Raw genomic sequence first — 16,461 nt, forward strand, 5'->3', positions numbered from 1 at the left:
GAAATGTATAAAATGAAGCTCTGGTTGCTGCTGACAGGACTCTTTATTGCGCTCACCTTTTCCGGCTGCGGTTTGCTGGTCCGCAATCGTATGACGAATCATCATGGTATTGAGCAAAATGACTATAATCTGCCGGTTATCGTGTACCCAACGGCCAATATTTTTTCTAAGAGAATTTTATTCCTGTTTTCAGGAGATGGTGGCTGGCTTGAATTTGAGGATCGGCTGGCTACAGAATATACCAAGAAGGGTTTCTATGTGATCGGATTCAATTCCCGTAGTTATTTCTGGTCGCAGAAGACTCCGCAGGAAACTGCAGATGATGTCTTTTTACTGATTGATAAGTACAATGCACTATACAAGACCAATCGGATCTTTTTATGCGGTTTTTCTTTTGGAGCAGATGTCGTGCCTTTTATTTACAACGGTTTACCCGAAAGAATCCGGGATAAAATTGTTGCCGTACAATTGCTGAGTCCCTTTTCTTCTTCTGATTTTAAGGTGCATACTTCTGATCTGCTGAATATTGGGGGAGACAACAGGCTCTATAAAGTAGCACCCGAAGTACAGAAAATAGATGTTCCGGTATATTGCTTTTATGGTAAAGCAGAAGAGGTTAAACCACTCAGTGAACTCAAAATGTCTAATTTTAAACTGAGCATTGTACCCGGTGCCCACCGTTACGATGAAAGTGCTTATGCAAAAATTGTGGCTTCTCTCAGACCAAAAAGATTCCTCGGCCGTCAGTTGAGTTTAATATCTTTGGGGAAAATTTAACCAGAGCCTCTGTATGAGATCCAGAATATATTTCCTTTTCCTGTTGACTTTTTTTGCTGGCAGCCTTAAAGCACAAAAAAGAGTAAGCCTTTCTTCCTTTCCGTTGCATACCATTCAAAAAAATGACAACAAGACATTGGTTGTATACCTGAGTGGTGATGGGGGCTGGAATAAATTTTCTCAAAGCTTAACCCGGGAATTGTCGGAAGCTGGTTATGCGGTGCTGGCCTTGGATACCAGGAAATACTTTTGGGACCAGAAAAGTCCTGCGCAGTTTGGTGGGGATATGGAAGGCATTATAGAGCATTATCTCCAGACCTGGAACAAATCATCGTTTGTGGTGGTCGGTTATTCTTTCGGGGCAGATGTGGGTGCCTTTTTACCCTCTAATTTTTCTGCATCTGCTAACCAGAAATTAAAGTCATTGGTGTTGCTTTCCCCCGGCTTTTCTACCGGTTTTGTAACCAAGATATCCAATATGTTAGGCTTTGGAGGCACAGATAAAGATAAATATAAAGTGCTTCCTGAACTGAAAAAAAGCCCTGTGCCAGTCTATTGTATTTTTGGAAAACAAGAGGGGAGCGACTTCTACGAAGCGATTAAGCCAATAGAAAAAATTCATAAGATCCTGGTACCCGGATCACACCGTTACGATGACGATGTGACTCAGCTTGCGAAGTTTATTGCGCAGGGTTTTTAGACCCTGTCGCTTTATTGATCGCCCTCCGATACTTTCTTTAATGCCCTTGGTACCTGGAGCAGATGGTAGTTATGGCTAAAGATCAGGTATTTTTTTTCCCAGGAAGGGAAGAATTTCTCTTTATATTTTCTCAAGCCTTTAAACTGTCCAAAAACCTTGAGGTTTTCGTAAGCATATTTTATGGTTTTTTGTGTTACGTTTACATCTTCCATTCCTGAAAGCGGAGCAAGTCCCATGTTTGCAGAGGTATAGCCCTGTTCCTTTAGATACAGGAAGGTTTTGGCCAGCAACATGTCCAGTACACCATTTGGTGCATCGCTGATTTTCCGGATCAGGTCATAAGTGGCTTCGCCTGGTGCATAATCTGGGATTAGATTTAAGAAAGCATAGACCTTTTCTTCCTGGTCTTCAATGGTCAGGATGGTTTGTTCTTTCAGGATGCTGGCATCAAATACGCCCTGAGTAAAGGCCACTTCTTTCTGGTTGAGTTCTTCCATCCAGTTGTCAGATACTTTTTCCAGTTTCTGAAGCAAACCTTCTTTAATAGGGGCCTCGTATACTTTCAACTGGAAACCTTCGGAGGTCAGGCGGTTTACAGCACTTCTGGTGGTTTTCATTTTACCGCCATCCATGGTAAATGTAGTTAAGTTAAGGATGGCTTCTTCCCCAATCGGAATAGACTTTCTGCCCAGCTTGTGGTAAAAGCCAAGGGATTTCTCTGGTACCCTGTAATAGGCGCTGATGAAGCCATTCTCTTTACAGAAAATCTCGAATTTATGAACCATTTCCAGTTTGCCTTCCTCATTCTCGGCTACAGGATCTTCCAGCACAATGGCAAAATGCTGCGTAATTTTAAAACTGATAAAGGCGGTCTTGTCTTCGTTGAAGAAGAGGTATTTATCCGGATAGGTCTTGAAATAATCCAGTGCAGAACAGCCATATTTCTTAAGGAGTTCATTGGCCTGGTCAAAATCTGCATCACTGTTGTAGGGTTTGGAAAAGTAAGGTTTCAGAATGCTGAAAACGAAGAACAGGATCAGGCAGGCTCCAGCAAAATAAATGGAGTCTTCAAAATGTTCTCCGAAATGAGTGCGGGGTACCAGTGCTTTATCATCTACCAGGAAGAGCAGTTTTAACACTGCTTTTACCGCTTCAATGAATTTAAAATCTATTCCGAAATGTTTCTTGTCTATGAAATAGAAACCCAGTACACCATAGGCCAATACCGCTACAACGGCATAAATGAGTACAAAATAGTTGAAAGAGATGAAGTTAGGATGGGGCCGGAGCTTGTAATTGCTGCGGGTGTACCATAAGGAAGAACCAGCCACAAAGGCCAGTATGGCTTCTTCAAAATCTGCTGCTTTGATCAAATGTCCGAAGAAAGAAAAGGCGGTAATGAACAGGGCAATATACCAGGCTCTTTTGGAGCCTTGCAGCAGGAAGATACTGAGCATGACCAGGGCAAGTCCAAAGACAAGAACCAGGGCATTACTGGTCACAATCACATCTTCAGGAAGTATATTCTTGACCAGCCGTAAACGTGCAGGAATGGCTGGAGTAATAGAAGAAATGATGTTTACTATACCCAATACAAGAATGATCACCGCGGGCAATACACGCAAGATGAGGTTGTCTTTCTTGGTGATAAAGCTGATGATCCCGGCAATTAAAGGCAGCCAGAACTCAAAGAAACGGAACAAAAGGGTAATGGTTGCAGCGGCTACAATAGGGAATCCAAATTGCTGCAGTATAAAGGTCAGGGATACTTCAATGGTTCCTAATCCTCTTAAAAAAGGTGAAGCAATGAGCAGGATCACCATAACCATATAGCCTATAATCGCAGCAGGCCAGCTGGCGTTAAGACCCAGGGCAAGCATGGAGATATAGAGATGGACAATACCAATAATCTCTATACCAATGGAAACCAGTAAGGTGAGCCAGAATTGTTTGCGGCTAACCTTTTGATCGATCATATCATCGAGGATTGTGGTTAGTGAAGGTCTTACTTTGGAAAGCCACCGGTAAGCAATGCCCTTTTTAGCAATCGAGTAGATCAGCAGGATAAGTGCACCGGTGAGCAGCAGCAGGAAAACAAAACTCAACAGTTCTGCGAGCCCAAGTTTGGTGAACAGAAGGGCAATACCCAGAACAGGAACGCCCACTAAAACCACAGAAAGAATGCTGCAGAAGCCAAATACAGTTGAAGCTAAATGGATCTGGGATTTTGAAATACCTCCTTTTTCCAGGTCTTTGGTAAAAAAGACAAGGGAAGAAAAACCGCCAGCAGGTAAAAATATGCTGACCAGGTTTCGCTTTAAGAACAGGATGACGGCAGTTTTTATGGAAACCTTTTTGTTGAGGGCTTTAAAGCTGTGCACATACATTTGCGCCTGCGCCAGGATGTATATAATGGTGAGCACAATGCCCAGTGTAATATATAATGGATTGCTGTTGCTGAGCTGTTCGTGGATCTTAATGACTTCTATATGCTCTTCTCTAATGAAGAAAATAGCCATTGCAAGCATGAAAATTGCAACGAAGAATTGCCAGAAGAATTTGTTATATATCAGCTTCGATATAAAGTTTTTCGCGTTATGCATTCTGCAATTTTAGAAAAATTAACAGAATATATAACATTAAATCTTTGTAAGTGGTTTGCTAAATTTTATAATGTGCTGTGTAGTTGCAATTTTATTTGCAATTTTGTGTCCTCTTATTTCGTAAAGAACTCCATGCAAAAAACAATCTCCATTGTCATTCCTGCCTATAATGAAGAGGATAACCTATTGGTTATCGTTGAAAGATTAGAACGTATTTTAGAAGGGAGAGGCTATGCATTTGAGATTATTCTGGTAGATGATGGGAGTAAAGATAAAACCCTATCTGTGATTAAGGCTATGGCTCAAACCAAGCCGAATATCTTTTATATTGAATTTTCGAGAAATTTTGGACATCAACCTGCGCTTAAGGCCGGACTCGACCATGCGCATGGGGATTGTGTGATTTCCCTGGATGCAGACCTGCAGCATCCGCCGGAACTGATCATCCAAATGCTGGATAAATGGGAGGAAGGTTACGAAGTGGTGTATACCAGAAGACATGAAGATAAATCCTTACCCTATAAAAAAAGGGTTACTTCTTCCTTGTATTATAAATTGCTGAATATACTTTCCGATATAGAAATTGAATCTGGTACAGCCGATTTCAGGTTGATGGACAGGAAAGTGGTGAGCGTTTTTAAAGAGTTCCAGGAAAATGAACCTTTCATAAGAGGATTGGTGAAATGGATGGGCTATAAACAATTTGCCCTGGATTATGTGCCTAGCAAGAGGTTCTCTGGCAACAGCAAGTATAATTTAAAAAAAATGCTCCGTTTTGCAACCCATGGAGTTACCTCTTTCAGCATTAAGCCGCTTTATACTGCCGTATATTTGGGTTTTATATTTTCTTTTTTGTCCCTGCTGTATATCCCTTATGTAATTCATGCTTTCTATATCGGAAAGGAAGTAAACGGCTGGGCTTCGATCATCATGACCATCGTGTTTTTTGGAGGATTGCAGCTGATCATACTGGGCATCATTGGTATTTATATTGGTAAAATGTTCCTGCAAAGTAAAAATCGTCCTAATTATATTATCCGTTCAAGTAATTTAAGTTTGAAAGAAAATGGTGTTGTTGAGTTTTGATATAGAAGAATTTGATATGGCTTTTGAGTATGGTAAATCCATCTCTTTTGAAGACCAGATCGAGATTTCCATTCAGGGCAGCCACAGTATTCTCGATCTGCTGAAGAAAAACCGGCTAAAGGCTACCTTTTTCTGTACGGCAACATTTGGACAGCATGCGCCTGGAATTCTGGAGAGAATACTGGAGGAAGGGCATGAATTGGCTTCCCACGGGTATTATCATTCTGATTTTAAACCGGAACATTTACTGGCCTCTAAAATTGAACTGGAGCGCTTATCTGGCGTACGTATAGAAGGTTACCGCATGGCCAGAATGATGCCTGTAGATGAAAAGGAGATCAAAAATGCAGGATATGTATATAACAGCTCTATCAATCCGACCTGGCTTCCGGGAAGATATAATAACCTGCATGTATCCAGGACGTATTTTCAGGACAGCGGTGTGTTACAATTGCCGGCATCAGTGAGCCCGCTGCTGCGTTTTCCTTTGTTCTGGCTTTCCTTTCACAATTTGCCCTTGAGCTGGTACCAGTACCTTTCGAAAAAGACCTATGAGAAAGATGGCTATCTGAACGTATATTTTCATCCCTGGGAATTTACAGACCTGAAAGACAAGGCACGTTTTGGTTTCCCTGGTTATGTGAGCAAAAACTCCGGTACCCAAATGATAGACCGCATGGACAAGTTTATGCAATGGATCAATAAAAAGGGCTATCCCAGTGCTACAATTAAAGACTTCGTTTCTTCGTTGTAAAGGTTACATAAGTTTGAAAGAAATAGCTGAACAGCGACAGAATTACAATAATAAGTGCTTGTGAGGGCGTTGCCCAAAAGCCCAGATACCCTACAAAAAAATGAAGCAGGGCATAATCAAAGTAAATGCTCATGGCCGTTACCGAGGCATACCTGAAGAGTTGTACCCGGCTGTGCAGGTCCGACTGCTGGAAAACAATATATTTATTGAGTAGAAATCCAACAGGAAAACTGACAGATAAGGCCATCACATAGGCTGCAATATACCTGGTAATGAAATATGGACCTATAGCCATCACTTCCTGGTTGAAGATAAAATTGTAACTCAGGAAGAAGATAAGCAGATTCAATGCTGCATTGCTTCCACCCGAAACCGCATACCGGAAGGTTTGAAGCGGAATATACTTCGAAAAGGGCGGATAGAAAAAATCAATCAGTCTGAGGATCCTGCGTTTCATTTACGCAAAGATAACCAAAAGCCCGGCTTAGCCAATAACGATTCTGGTATTGTTGGCTGTAGGATGACCAGTGCAGATGAGCACACGTCCCTGCTCGATCTCCTGATCGGTAAGTACTTCGTTGTAATCCATTCTTACACCACCTTCTGTACAAGTAGAGGTGCAGGTACTGCACATCCCGGCTCCGCAGCTGTATGGTAAACTGATGTGGTTTTCCAATGCAACTTCCAAAATCCTTTTGTAATATGGGACATCCAGTCTATAGGTTTTATCGCGGTAGTCTATAATGACAGAGTAGGTATTGGTATCCTTTATTTCTTTTTCTGTCAGATCATCATCGTCTGCCTCATCTTCGGGAATAAAATAAGTCTCTCTTTTGATCTGTTCCTGGCTATAACCGAGTGCCCTTAGGGTAATGCGGCAAAGTACCATATAATTGATCGGTCCGCAGGTATAGAACAGGGCATCATTTCTGTCGCAGCTCAGGTGTTCTTTTACGATTTGCTCGATCCGTACATTGTTAAGCCTGGCCATCAACAGGTTTTTGGATTCGCTGAAAAGCCATTCGATCTTAAAGCGCTCCGGATAGTTTTCCTGCCATTGTTTTAGTTCCTCATAAAATAGGGTATCGCGAACAGATTTATTGCTGTACACCAATACCATTTTAGAATGTTCCTCTGTGAGTAATGCAGTTTTGAGAATAGAATATATTGGGGTAATACCTACACCTGCAGCGAAAAGAAACACTGTTCTGCAGGCTTCTTTTTCAGGGGCATAAGTAAAAATCCCATTGGGTTCCATGGCATCCAGAACATCACCTACACCCACTTTATGGTGCAGAAATTTAGAGATTTCCCCATTTTCAACCAGTTTTACGGCGATGGTAAGCGGTTCATTTAAAGCTGGTGAACTGCACATAGAATAGGAACGCCTGACTTCTTTCCCGTTCAGATGAAAAGAAAAGACCAAGAACTGCCCGCTTTGGTAATGGATTTTTTCGCCGTCTACCGGCTCGAATTGGATCACTACATTTTCTGCTGCGTGGCGTTCGTGGCTTATAATTCGGAGCTTTCTTGTAGGGGTCATTGTTATAATAATTCGGGGCTGTATGTAACGATCAGATCAATTTAGGGTCAAAGTAACAAAAATCAACAAAAAGTTAAAGAATGTTAATATTTCCTGCTTCAGAAAAATTCGTTTTAACTTTATGCGTTCTGCCATTTATATGAAAAAAATTATACTCTCATTATTCCTCTTTCTTCTGGGTTCATTTGGTCTGTATGCGCAAAATGGTTATGCGATAAAGGGCTTCGTTGTGGATACCGCTTACACGGCCAGACTGGTCAATTCGAGCGTTTCGGTATGGAATGCCAAAGATTCTACCCTGGTTAAATATAGCAGGGTGGGCAGTAATGGCTCATTTTCTGTACCGGCTTTAAGGCCGGGAAACTTTATTTTACTGGTCACTTATCCCGGCTATGCCGATTATTGGGAAAAGTTCAGCCTGGATTCTGTGAAGAAGGAAAAAGATTTTGGTAAGGTCAACCTGTTGCTGAAAGCTAATCTTTTGTCGGCTGTAGAGATTAAAGGGGCAGTTAATGCGGTGAAAATGAATGGCGATACGACGGAGTTTAATGCTGACAGTTATATCATTCAGCCCAATTCTAAAGTGGAGGCTCTGCTGAAACAGCTGCCCGGTGTTCAGGTATCTAAGGATGGTAAAATTACGGCCCAGGGAAAGGCTGTGGACAAAGTACTGGTAGATGGTGAAGAATTTTTTGGGGATGATCCTACGCTGGTGACCAAAAATATCCGTGGAGACATGGTGGATAAAGTGCAGTTGTACGATAGAAAAAGTGAACAGGCTTCCTTTACAGGGATTGATGATGGCCAACGGGCAAAAACCATTAACCTTAAACTGAAGGAAGGGAAGAAGAACGGTGCCTTTGGAAAGGTGAATGCGGGTTTGGCTACGGATAAAATGTACGAAGGGCAGGCCACCTATAACCGGTTTCGGGGGAAAAGGAAATTTGGACTTTATGGCAATATGGCCAATACAGGAAACCAGATGGGGATGTCCAGTTTTGATATGAGTTCTTTAGATGATATGGATTTTTCCGGTGGCGGTGGCGGGATGGTCACAATGGTCGGTGGTATGGGAGAGGATCTGGATACTTTTGACGGAGGTTATGGCGGGCAGGGAATTCCTTTGTCCAGGGCAGGCGGTTTGCATTATGACAACAAATGGAATAGTGGAAAAGAATCTGTGAATGGGAATTATAAGGTGAACAATATGAATGTGGAAGGGACGCGCAATGTGCAGACCCAAAACAACTATGCCGACCGGATTACCAAAAGTAATTCAGATGAAGCCTATACCAATTCTTCTTTTGGCCAGAAACTAGACGGCAAGTATGCCATTAAACTGGATTCTATGACCAATTTAAAAGTTTCTTTCGGGGCATCACTCAAGCACAGTGAAACCCAGAATATTTTCTCTGAGTCCACTTTCAGGGAAGATGACACGAAATTAAATGCTTCTGACAGGAATTTGGACAACAAGACCAATGGGAAAGCTTTTCGTACCAGTGTTTTGTGGACCAGGAAGTTCCAGAAAAAAGGAAGGACCCTGTCTTTTAATGTGAGTGAAAATATTACTCAAAACCATGCCAATGGATTTCTAAAATCCCAGAACCGGTTTTACGATAAGAAGGGCGTGCTCTTGCCAGACAGTACAGAAAATACAGATCAGTATAAGACCAATAAAAGTAACAGCGCTGTTTTCAATTCCAATTTAGCCTATTCTGAACCGATTACTGCCAGCTTTGCAGCTCAGGTGAATTATGGTCTGAATGTAAACAACAGTTCCCAGGACAGAAGATCTTATAATGCATCGACGCCAGGCGAGTACACGGTATTGGATAGTTTGTTTAGCAACAACTATAAGCTGGACCAGCTCACCAATACGGCAGGTCTGATGTTCAACTACAGAAAGGAGAAATCTGTGCTGAATTTCGGGACCAGGTTGGTGGCGGTTAAGTTTGAACAGAAAAATGTGTTTACAGACGAAAGCATTAAAAGAAATTTTGTGAACTGGAGCCCGCAACTGAATTACCAGTATATGATGTCTCCCCAAAAAAGCTTGCGTTTTAGTTATGGTGGGCAGACCAGTCAGCCAGGTATAGACCAGATCCAGCCGGTGAGAGTGAATACGGATCCTTTGAACATCACCATTGGAAATCCTAACCTTAAACCCTCATTCAACAATAATTTCAGTATAGGTTATAACTCTTTTAAATTGCTTTCTTCCCAGGCCCTGATGGTTAACGGGAGTTACTCTTTTACGATGAACCCAATCATGGTCAATACAGTGAGGGATGAAACAACAGGGAAATCTATTTATCAGGCCGTTAACCTAACGGAGAAGAACAATACCAATTATGGATTGAACATCGGTTTTGGGAGCGCCGTCAAAGCGCTGGATATGAATGCAAATGTAAACCTGTCAGCCAATGGAAGTACCAATTATAGTTTCTTAAACAGTGAATTGAACCAGACCAAATCCTATGGTTTTTCGGCAAACCTGAACCTGATGAAGGCTAAAGAAAGTAAGTATAATTTTAACCTGGATTTTTCGCCAAATTACAACATCAGTCAGTCTTCGCTTCAGAAGCAATTTAATGATAATGGATGGGGCTTTAGTTCCAGGCCTTCGATGACCCTGTACCTACCGGGTAAGATAGAGCTCAGTTCTGATGGAGAGTATGAATTCAGAGCAAAAACTAAGTCTTTTGATGAGAATTTTTCACGTTTCATCTGGAATGCGTCTATTAGCCGGAAATTCCTGAAAGACCAGAGCTTGTACCTGACCATTTCGGCAAAGGATATTCTGAACCAGAATAATGGTTTTAACCGGAGTGCCAGTGAGAATTCGATTGTGCAGACCAATTATACCATGATCAGAAGATATGTGATCTGCAGTTTGAGCTGGGATTTTAATAAAATGGGAGGAGCCTAAATCATGAAAAAAATAGAACTGATTAAGATATTGCTGGGCTGTTGCCTGATGCTGAGCTGTCTTCCTTTATTTGCGCAAAATGTGCGCTTTACGGAACAGGGTGTCATCGAGTATGAAAAAAGGGTGAATACGCATGCAGTGATGAAACGTATGATGGGTGGAGGAGCCCGGGAGGACGGCTTTATGGAAGAAGCTATGGATGGGATGAAGAAAAAAATGCCGCAATTCAATGTCTTTAAAAGCAGTCTGAGTTTTAGGGATCAGAAAACACTTTTTGTACCTGAAGTAAAGAAAGAGGACCCATCGGATATGTTTGGAATGGGACTTATGGGAAAACAGAATAACATTATTTATTCGGATTTTTCATCTGCTTCGTCTATCAGCCAGAGAAATGTACTGGACGAAGTTTTTTTGGTGAAAGACAGCTTGCGCAGAATGGTCTGGAAGATTACTGAAGAAACCCGCGACATTGCAGGTTATAGTTGCCGGAGAGCGAACGGATTGATGCTGGACTCCATCTATGTGGTGGCTTTCTATACAGACAAAATTCCGGTATCGGGTGGTCCGGAGTCTTTTTCCGGTCTTCCGGGAATGATCCTTGGAGTGGCTCTGCCCCATGAGAACCTTACCTGGTTTGCTACAAAGGTTACAGATACACCGGTAAATCCACAGGTGGTTGTTCCTCCGGTGAAGGGCAAGGCGATGGATGGTCCGGCTTTTAAGGCTTATTTAACTTCGTCCTTTAAACAATGGGGCAGTTCTGCCAATGCATTTTTAAAGAGCCTGATTCTCTAAGGGAAGTAAACTCTTTGTAAATTTTGATGTATTCATTTGTTAATGTTAGCTTAATATGGGTCCTTTAGCTTTGTTTAAGCATAAAGCCTATGTATTCAGCGAGAAACCCTAAGGTAACCGGGCCGGTTTTTAAAAAGGGCCAGCCTGATGATTCCTATAAATTTCAATATCCGCCTTTACCTTCCGGAGTGTATCCTTATCATTTGAACTTTCCCCGGTCTGCTCATGCAGATCAGCGCCTGGTTTTTAATATGGTGGGAGATACGGGTGGATTAAAATCGCCTGATTTCCAGCGGCAGATTGCAGAGCAGATGGGGCTTCAGTACAAGTTAGAGGAGCATCCTCCGGAGTTTTTATACCATTTGGGCGATGTGGTTTACCATTTTGGAGAGCGCGAACAATATGAGACGCAGTTCTTCAAACCTTACAGCCATTATCCAGGGCCCATTTACGCCATTGCAGGAAACCACGATGCAGATGTAAATCCAGATAATCCTGAGCCTTACCAGAGCCTGGATGCTTTTTATGAGGTATTCTGCAATACCAGTCCGAAAACGGTTTATTTTTCGGGCGGGGCAGCCAGGAAGAGTCAGATACAACCCAATGTGTACTGGACCCTGAATACTGAACTGGCTACGATTATTGGCCTGTATAGCAATGTGCCTAAATTTGGCTGCATCACTTCCGAACAGAGACACTGGTTCATTAAAGAATTAAAAAGGGCTGCAGCTATGTCTGGCAAAGCCCTGATTGTTTGTTTGCACCATGCACCTTATTCGGCAGATACGAACCATGGCTCAAGCGCAGCGATGATCCGGCTGCTGGAATCTGCTTTTGAAGAGGCAGGCGTATATCCTGATGTGGTTTTCAGTGGGCATGTGCACAATTACCAGCGTTTTCTAAAGCATTATAAGGAAAAAAGTGTTCCTTTCATCGTGGCGGGTTCCGGGGGATTTGATGAATTGCATGTCCTGGCCGAAGTGACAGATCCGCAGTTTACCCAGGAGGATTCACTTTTGAAAGATGTGGAGTTGAAGGCCTATTGTGAAGGCCATCACGGTTTTATTAAAGTAGCCATAGAGAAAGAGGAAGAGCATTTCACCCTGACTTGTGAATATTATACTTTAGCGCATAATGAAAACGATGCGGCGCAGCCTGCCAGACTTTATGACCGGTTTACAATTGACCTGAAGGGAGAGGATCATTTCAGCTGTCCAGAACTTGAAGGTCAAGTTTAGTCATTTCTTTTAGGATCAGCGTATTGATTTCACTGCTCACATCGTTGGCAATGTACCAGCGCATTTGTGTTTTTGCATTGTAGACCAGGTAGATCACCACATCTTCAAAAATAGGGTCTACATATTCCAGGTGCCGCAAGCTGAAATGCTGAAGTTCGGCTGCTTTTTCAAGCAGTTTTTGGTTCAGGATTTTAAATACTGACCGGTTTTCATCGTTCTCTTTAACGGGAGTGGTTTGTATGGTAATGATCAAGGTATACGGCTTAAATCTTATTTGATGTAAAGATAGGCAAATGATTGTTGTGCAAATGTTATCTTCGCCAAAAATTAGTATGTTAGAAATTGTTTATCAGGACGATCATTTAATAGCCATTAATAAGCCACATGGTTTATTGGTGCACCGGTCTTCTATTGCCAGCGATGCAAAGGAGTTTGCGTTGCAAATGCTGCGGGACCAGGTGGGACGTTTTGTGAGTCCTGTGCATCGCCTGGATAGAAAAACGGGTGGTTTGCTGTTGTTTGCGTTTGATAAAGAGGTGGAGATTGCGATGCATAAGCAGTTTCAGGAAGGTGGCGTGGTGAAAAAGTATCTGGCGATTTTGAGGGGATATGCACCGGATCAGATGGATATTGATTATCCGCTGGTGAAAGAGAATGGGATGGTTCAGGAGGCTTTTACTTCTTTTGTGACATTAAAACGGGCGGAATTACCGGTGCCTTTTGGTCAACATGAAACTTCCAGGTATTCTTTAGTGGAGGCTGCACCAACAACGGGAAGGATGCATCAGTTGAGGAAGCATTTTGCGCATATCTTTTATCCGATTATCGGGGATAGGAAGCATGGCTGTAATAAGCAGAACCGGTTTTTTAAGGAGCAATGGGATATGACAACGATGTTGCTGCATGCTTCGGAGCTGCGTTTTTTGCATCCGGTTACCGGCGAGCAGATTGCTTTGAAGGCGGAACCGCAGGAGGAGTTTAAAAAGGTTATGCGTTTAATGGGTTTTTAGGGAGGTGAATTTTTGAAAATTTTTCACCTATTCATTCGGGGCTAACGATATCAGGTGCGCTGAAGAAGCGCACAGATCTCTGAGGCCGCCTCATGAACAGGTGAAAAATTTTCTGAGCAAATTGCAGAGGGGAGGTGGTCCGGGTAGGGTGCAGAGGGTGTTATTGTCGGGGGCAGAGGGTGTTATTTGGAGGGAAGGTTATTTGCAGAGGAGGTTATTTTTTTGGCTGGAGTGGGTTCGTGCCATTCGGAGAGGTCTACAAGTATGGGGAGCAGGGATGTTCCTTTTTTTGTGAGGTGGTAGTTTACTCTTACAGGGACTTCGGGGATGATTTCTTTGGTGATCAGTGTGTCTTTTTCGAGTTCTTTCAATTGTTTGCCCAGGGTTTGATCGGAGATGGTGGATAATGCGTTTTTTAAAAGGCTGAACCGGTTGGTGCCTTCTGAAATATGGATGATGATGAGGGCTTTCCATCGGCCTGAAATGATGTCCAGAGCACCATTGATCCTGCAGGAATCGAGCAGGAAGGCTTTGTTTAGTGAATTGGAGGTTTCTTTTTTCATGGGTTCTTTTTCTCTTTGCTGCCTTTTGTTGGCGGCTCACTTTTTTTAGAGCTACTCCTTTTTTTGAGGGTTATTGATGCTCTTTTGAGCTAGGGTTACCTTTGTCAAACCTAAATAAAAAATTTTAAAGGGGTTTTGGTACTGGATCTATAGAATGTAAAAAAATGAAAGCAATTGTATTGAATGGTTTTGGAGATGTGTCGAATTTTACCTTTGATGAGGTGGATAGGCCTTCTTTCCAGGAAGATCAGTTATTGATCAGGATAAAGGCAACGGCTTTTAATCCGATTGACTATCAGATGAGGTTGGGCTGGAGGGAGAGCCGTTTAATGACTTCTCCAATATTGGGCAGGGAATTCTCCGGTGTGGTGGAGGCTATAGGTAAAGCTGTTACTGGTTTTTCTGTTGGAGATGAGGTGATTGCCGCATCCGGAAGCAGAGGATCTAATGGTACATACGCGGAGTATATTGCAGTGACCTCAAAGGTGGTGGCTCATAAGCCTGTCGGCTTGAGTTTTGAAGCAGCTGCGGCCATTCCGTCTTCGGGTTTGACGGCTTTTCAGGCTTTTCGCAGGATGGGGATGAAAGCTTCGGACAGTGTTTTTATCGCTGGAGGTTCCGGGGCTGTTGGCCGGTTCTTGATTAAATTGCTTTTTGCAGATGGTGTCCGGAAGCTGGTGTCTACCGCGGGTAGCGAGCAGAGTGCGGGGGTTTTACAGGCTATGGGTTTGGAAGCTTCTTGTATTTTGGATTATCGGTCTGACAGGCTTGCGGAGCAGCTCTTGGCGGTAAATAAGGGGGAGTTTGATTTTGTAGTGGACCTGGCTGGAGGTCAGATTACGGAAACAGCAGCGGAGGTTTTGAAAACCAATGGTACTTATGTGGATATTACATTTCTGGGGACGCAAAGAAGCCGAGAGATCTTGTTTGATCGGGGTGATGTGGTTTTGAATATTTCTAATTATGCCTATATGTTGAAGAATGAATTGGGGGGCTATGGGGAGGCTTTACAGGAGATTTCGGACCGGATTTCTTCGGGTGGGATTGCTGCGCCTGAGGTACATGTTGTTGGAGGGTTGGGGGTGGGGACTGTTCAGGAGGCGCACAGGTTGATGGAGAGTGGTGCATTGAACGGGAAGAAGCTCGTGATGAGGGTGTAGAGAGGTGAATTTTTGAAAAGTTTATCCTTTTGCTTCGGGGCTGACGATATCAGGTGCGCTGAAGAAGCGCACAGATCTCTGAGGCCGCCTCATCAAAAGGATAAATTTTTTTAAGCATAATGCAAAGGCGGGGCGGTCCGGGCAGGGCTTACTGGTTTACTCAAAATCTATCCACTTTTTTTCAAAGTAAACCGTTGTGGATTGATTGGTCTTGTCAACTGCCTTTGCTTTTACGAAATTTCCTTTGGTCGATACGTACTTTAAAGTTAGGGAGTCCATTCTGATTTCGTAGTAAGCACCAAGTTTACATCCGAATGGGTTATTTTGAACATCATCTGTAAAAATGGAGAATAATATCAGGCGTTCTGATGTAACGTCAGGAGCTGCGTAACCAAAAAAGCGGTGATCTTTCCTCATATAAGCTGTTAAATTGATGGTGCTGTCACCGCCATGCAAATAAACGTAAGCCTTTGTGACGTCATCGCCAGAAGCGATAACACTTGCATTGTTTGTTTTTTCAATGCTGTCAAGTCTGGACGTAAATTCTTTTTTTGATGCTGGCTTTAGCACTGGTTTTGGTGCAGGCTTGCTCGTATCAGCAACTACAATGTTCGGTGTGTCTCTATGCTTTTGGTTGGTATTCGAATCTTTGTGTATGCAGGCTGAAAGCAGCAAAGTTAATATGGGTATATATATATTATTTTTCATCTGTATGAATTGGGGCATTTCCTTTATAAAGCAATAATCGGAAATTCCGGGGATAGGAAAGCTTACTTATTAACTGTTTTATCTTAAATTCAATGTTATATTGAAGAAACATCTATTAGGCTAATGGAATTAAAGGATATTATAACAGATTCTGGAAAAATAGCTGCTTTTATTGAAAGCGATTTTGTCGAGATGCAACGTCCAGACAACCTTACATTAATGGTCAATAGCCATTATTTGTCGATGTTAAATTTTAATATGGAGTTGAAAAGGAATAAGATTTATACCTTATTTGATACCTCTATACGAAATTTAAATGCTTTTAGAAGCGTACCAGGATATGGTTTGTACTTAAAGGTTCCATTCAGTAAGAATTTGCTAAATACCCTTATTTCATTATTCGGTGTGCCAGATAATGCGACAATTCAACATATAGATGAATTAGATTTTGATTCCTTGTTTTGGTTTAGAAATAGAACCTATGAAATTGTACTTAAGCCGAGTCATGATTGCACAAATGATGCTATTCTACTACTTACAACCCTGGATTACGATGCGCTTATCAATCGGGATCCTATTTACCCAGCTTGAA

The 16,461-nt window shown here is 42.4% G+C and carries 16 protein-coding genes; 10 read left to right on the plus strand and 6 right to left on the minus strand.

Annotation, left to right across the window (positions count from 1 at the left end):
* Positions 1-12: 12 nt before the first annotated feature.
* Both R2S08_RS00205 and R2S08_RS00210 read left to right on the plus strand, forming a co-directional pair.
* The gene (locus R2S08_RS00205) at positions 13-777 is read left to right on the plus strand and encodes an AcvB/VirJ family lysyl-phosphatidylglycerol hydrolase (RefSeq protein ID WP_166643921.1); all 765 of its coding nucleotides are present in this window, start codon (positions 13-15) and stop codon (positions 775-777) included.
* Positions 778-790: 13 nt separating this feature from the next.
* Positions 791-1,477, plus strand: coding sequence for an alpha/beta fold hydrolase (locus R2S08_RS00210; protein WP_133777780.1), 687 nt, complete (start codon positions 791-793; stop codon positions 1,475-1,477).
* A gap of 11 nt (positions 1,478-1,488) precedes the next feature.
* Here R2S08_RS00210 and R2S08_RS00215 read toward each other — a convergent pair whose 3' ends face one another.
* Entirely contained in the window at positions 1,489-4,080 is a 2,592-nt protein-coding gene (locus R2S08_RS00215; RefSeq protein WP_133777779.1) for a phosphatidylglycerol lysyltransferase domain-containing protein, read from the minus strand.
* Positions 4,081-4,212: 132 nt separating this feature from the next.
* Here R2S08_RS00215 and R2S08_RS00220 point away from each other — a divergent pair, with 132 nt between their 5' ends.
* Positions 4,213-5,166 (plus strand): glycosyltransferase family 2 protein, encoded by a 954-nt coding sequence (locus R2S08_RS00220; RefSeq protein ID WP_316833323.1) that lies wholly within the window; start codon positions 4,213-4,215, stop codon positions 5,164-5,166.
* Positions 5,147-5,920 carry a polysaccharide deacetylase family protein gene (locus R2S08_RS00225; protein WP_316833324.1) on the plus strand — a complete coding sequence of 258 codons (774 nt, stop codon included), beginning with the start codon at positions 5,147-5,149 and terminating at the stop codon, positions 5,918-5,920. Before R2S08_RS00220 ends, R2S08_RS00225 begins: the two co-directional genes overlap by 20 nt.
* Here R2S08_RS00225 and R2S08_RS00230 read toward each other — a convergent pair.
* Together R2S08_RS00230 and R2S08_RS00235 are read right to left on the minus strand one after the other, a co-directional pair.
* On the minus strand, positions 5,895-6,377 hold the full coding sequence (locus R2S08_RS00230) for a GtrA family protein (protein ID WP_133777776.1): 483 nt from the start codon (positions 6,375-6,377) through the stop codon (positions 5,895-5,897). The genes R2S08_RS00225 and R2S08_RS00230 overlap by 26 nt on opposite strands.
* A gap of 27 nt (positions 6,378-6,404) precedes the next feature.
* Entirely contained in the window at positions 6,405-7,463 is a 1,059-nt protein-coding gene (locus tag R2S08_RS00235; protein WP_316833325.1) for a ferredoxin--NADP reductase, read from the minus strand.
* Positions 7,464-7,602: 139 nt separating this feature from the next.
* On the opposite strand from R2S08_RS00235, the gene R2S08_RS00240 reads away from it, so the two are divergent.
* The 3 genes from R2S08_RS00240 (at position 7,603) to R2S08_RS00250 (ending at position 12,428) form a co-directional block, all read left to right on the plus strand.
* Complete coding sequence (locus R2S08_RS00240) at positions 7,603-10,395, plus strand: outer membrane beta-barrel family protein (protein ID WP_316833326.1); 2,793 nt, start codon at positions 7,603-7,605, stop codon at positions 10,393-10,395.
* A 3-nt stretch (positions 10,396-10,398) separates the two neighbouring features.
* Positions 10,399-11,190, plus strand: coding sequence for a GLPGLI family protein (locus tag R2S08_RS00245; protein ID WP_316833327.1), 792 nt, complete (start codon positions 10,399-10,401; stop codon positions 11,188-11,190).
* Positions 11,191-11,279: 89 nt separating this feature from the next.
* Positions 11,280-12,428 (plus strand): metallophosphoesterase family protein, encoded by a 1,149-nt coding sequence (locus R2S08_RS00250; RefSeq protein WP_316833328.1) that lies wholly within the window; start codon positions 11,280-11,282, stop codon positions 12,426-12,428.
* Here the strand turns inward: R2S08_RS00250 and R2S08_RS00255 are convergent.
* Entirely contained in the window at positions 12,397-12,681 is a 285-nt protein-coding gene (locus R2S08_RS00255; RefSeq protein WP_133777771.1) for a hypothetical protein, read from the minus strand. The genes R2S08_RS00250 and R2S08_RS00255 overlap by 32 nt on opposite strands.
* 79 nt (positions 12,682-12,760) lie before the next feature.
* On the opposite strand from R2S08_RS00255, the gene R2S08_RS00260 reads away from it, so the two are divergent.
* Complete coding sequence (locus R2S08_RS00260) at positions 12,761-13,438, plus strand: pseudouridine synthase (protein WP_316833329.1); 678 nt, start codon at positions 12,761-12,763, stop codon at positions 13,436-13,438.
* 182 nt (positions 13,439-13,620) lie between these two features.
* Here R2S08_RS00260 and R2S08_RS00265 read toward each other — a convergent pair whose 3' ends face one another.
* Positions 13,621-14,001 (minus strand): winged helix-turn-helix transcriptional regulator, encoded by a 381-nt coding sequence (locus tag R2S08_RS00265; protein ID WP_133777769.1) that lies wholly within the window; start codon positions 13,999-14,001, stop codon positions 13,621-13,623.
* A gap of 164 nt (positions 14,002-14,165) precedes the next feature.
* On the opposite strand from R2S08_RS00265, the gene R2S08_RS00270 reads away from it, so the two are divergent.
* Entirely contained in the window at positions 14,166-15,161 is a 996-nt protein-coding gene (locus tag R2S08_RS00270) for an NADP-dependent oxidoreductase (protein ID WP_316833330.1), read from the plus strand.
* A gap of 156 nt (positions 15,162-15,317) precedes the next feature.
* Here R2S08_RS00270 and R2S08_RS00275 read toward each other — a convergent pair whose 3' ends face one another.
* On the minus strand, positions 15,318-15,869 hold the full coding sequence (locus tag R2S08_RS00275; RefSeq protein WP_316833331.1) for a hypothetical protein: 552 nt from the start codon (positions 15,867-15,869) through the stop codon (positions 15,318-15,320).
* Positions 15,870-15,992: 123 nt separating this feature from the next.
* Between R2S08_RS00275 and R2S08_RS00280 the strand changes: the two genes are divergently transcribed.
* A complete protein-coding gene (locus tag R2S08_RS00280; RefSeq protein WP_316833332.1) occupies positions 15,993-16,460 on the plus strand; it encodes a hypothetical protein in 468 nt (155 codons plus the stop codon).
* Position 16,461 lies beyond the last annotated feature (1 nt).

This window comes from Pedobacter nutrimenti (assembly GCF_032678445.1).
Lineage (GTDB): Bacteria > Bacteroidota > Bacteroidia > Sphingobacteriales > Sphingobacteriaceae > Pedobacter > Pedobacter nutrimenti_A.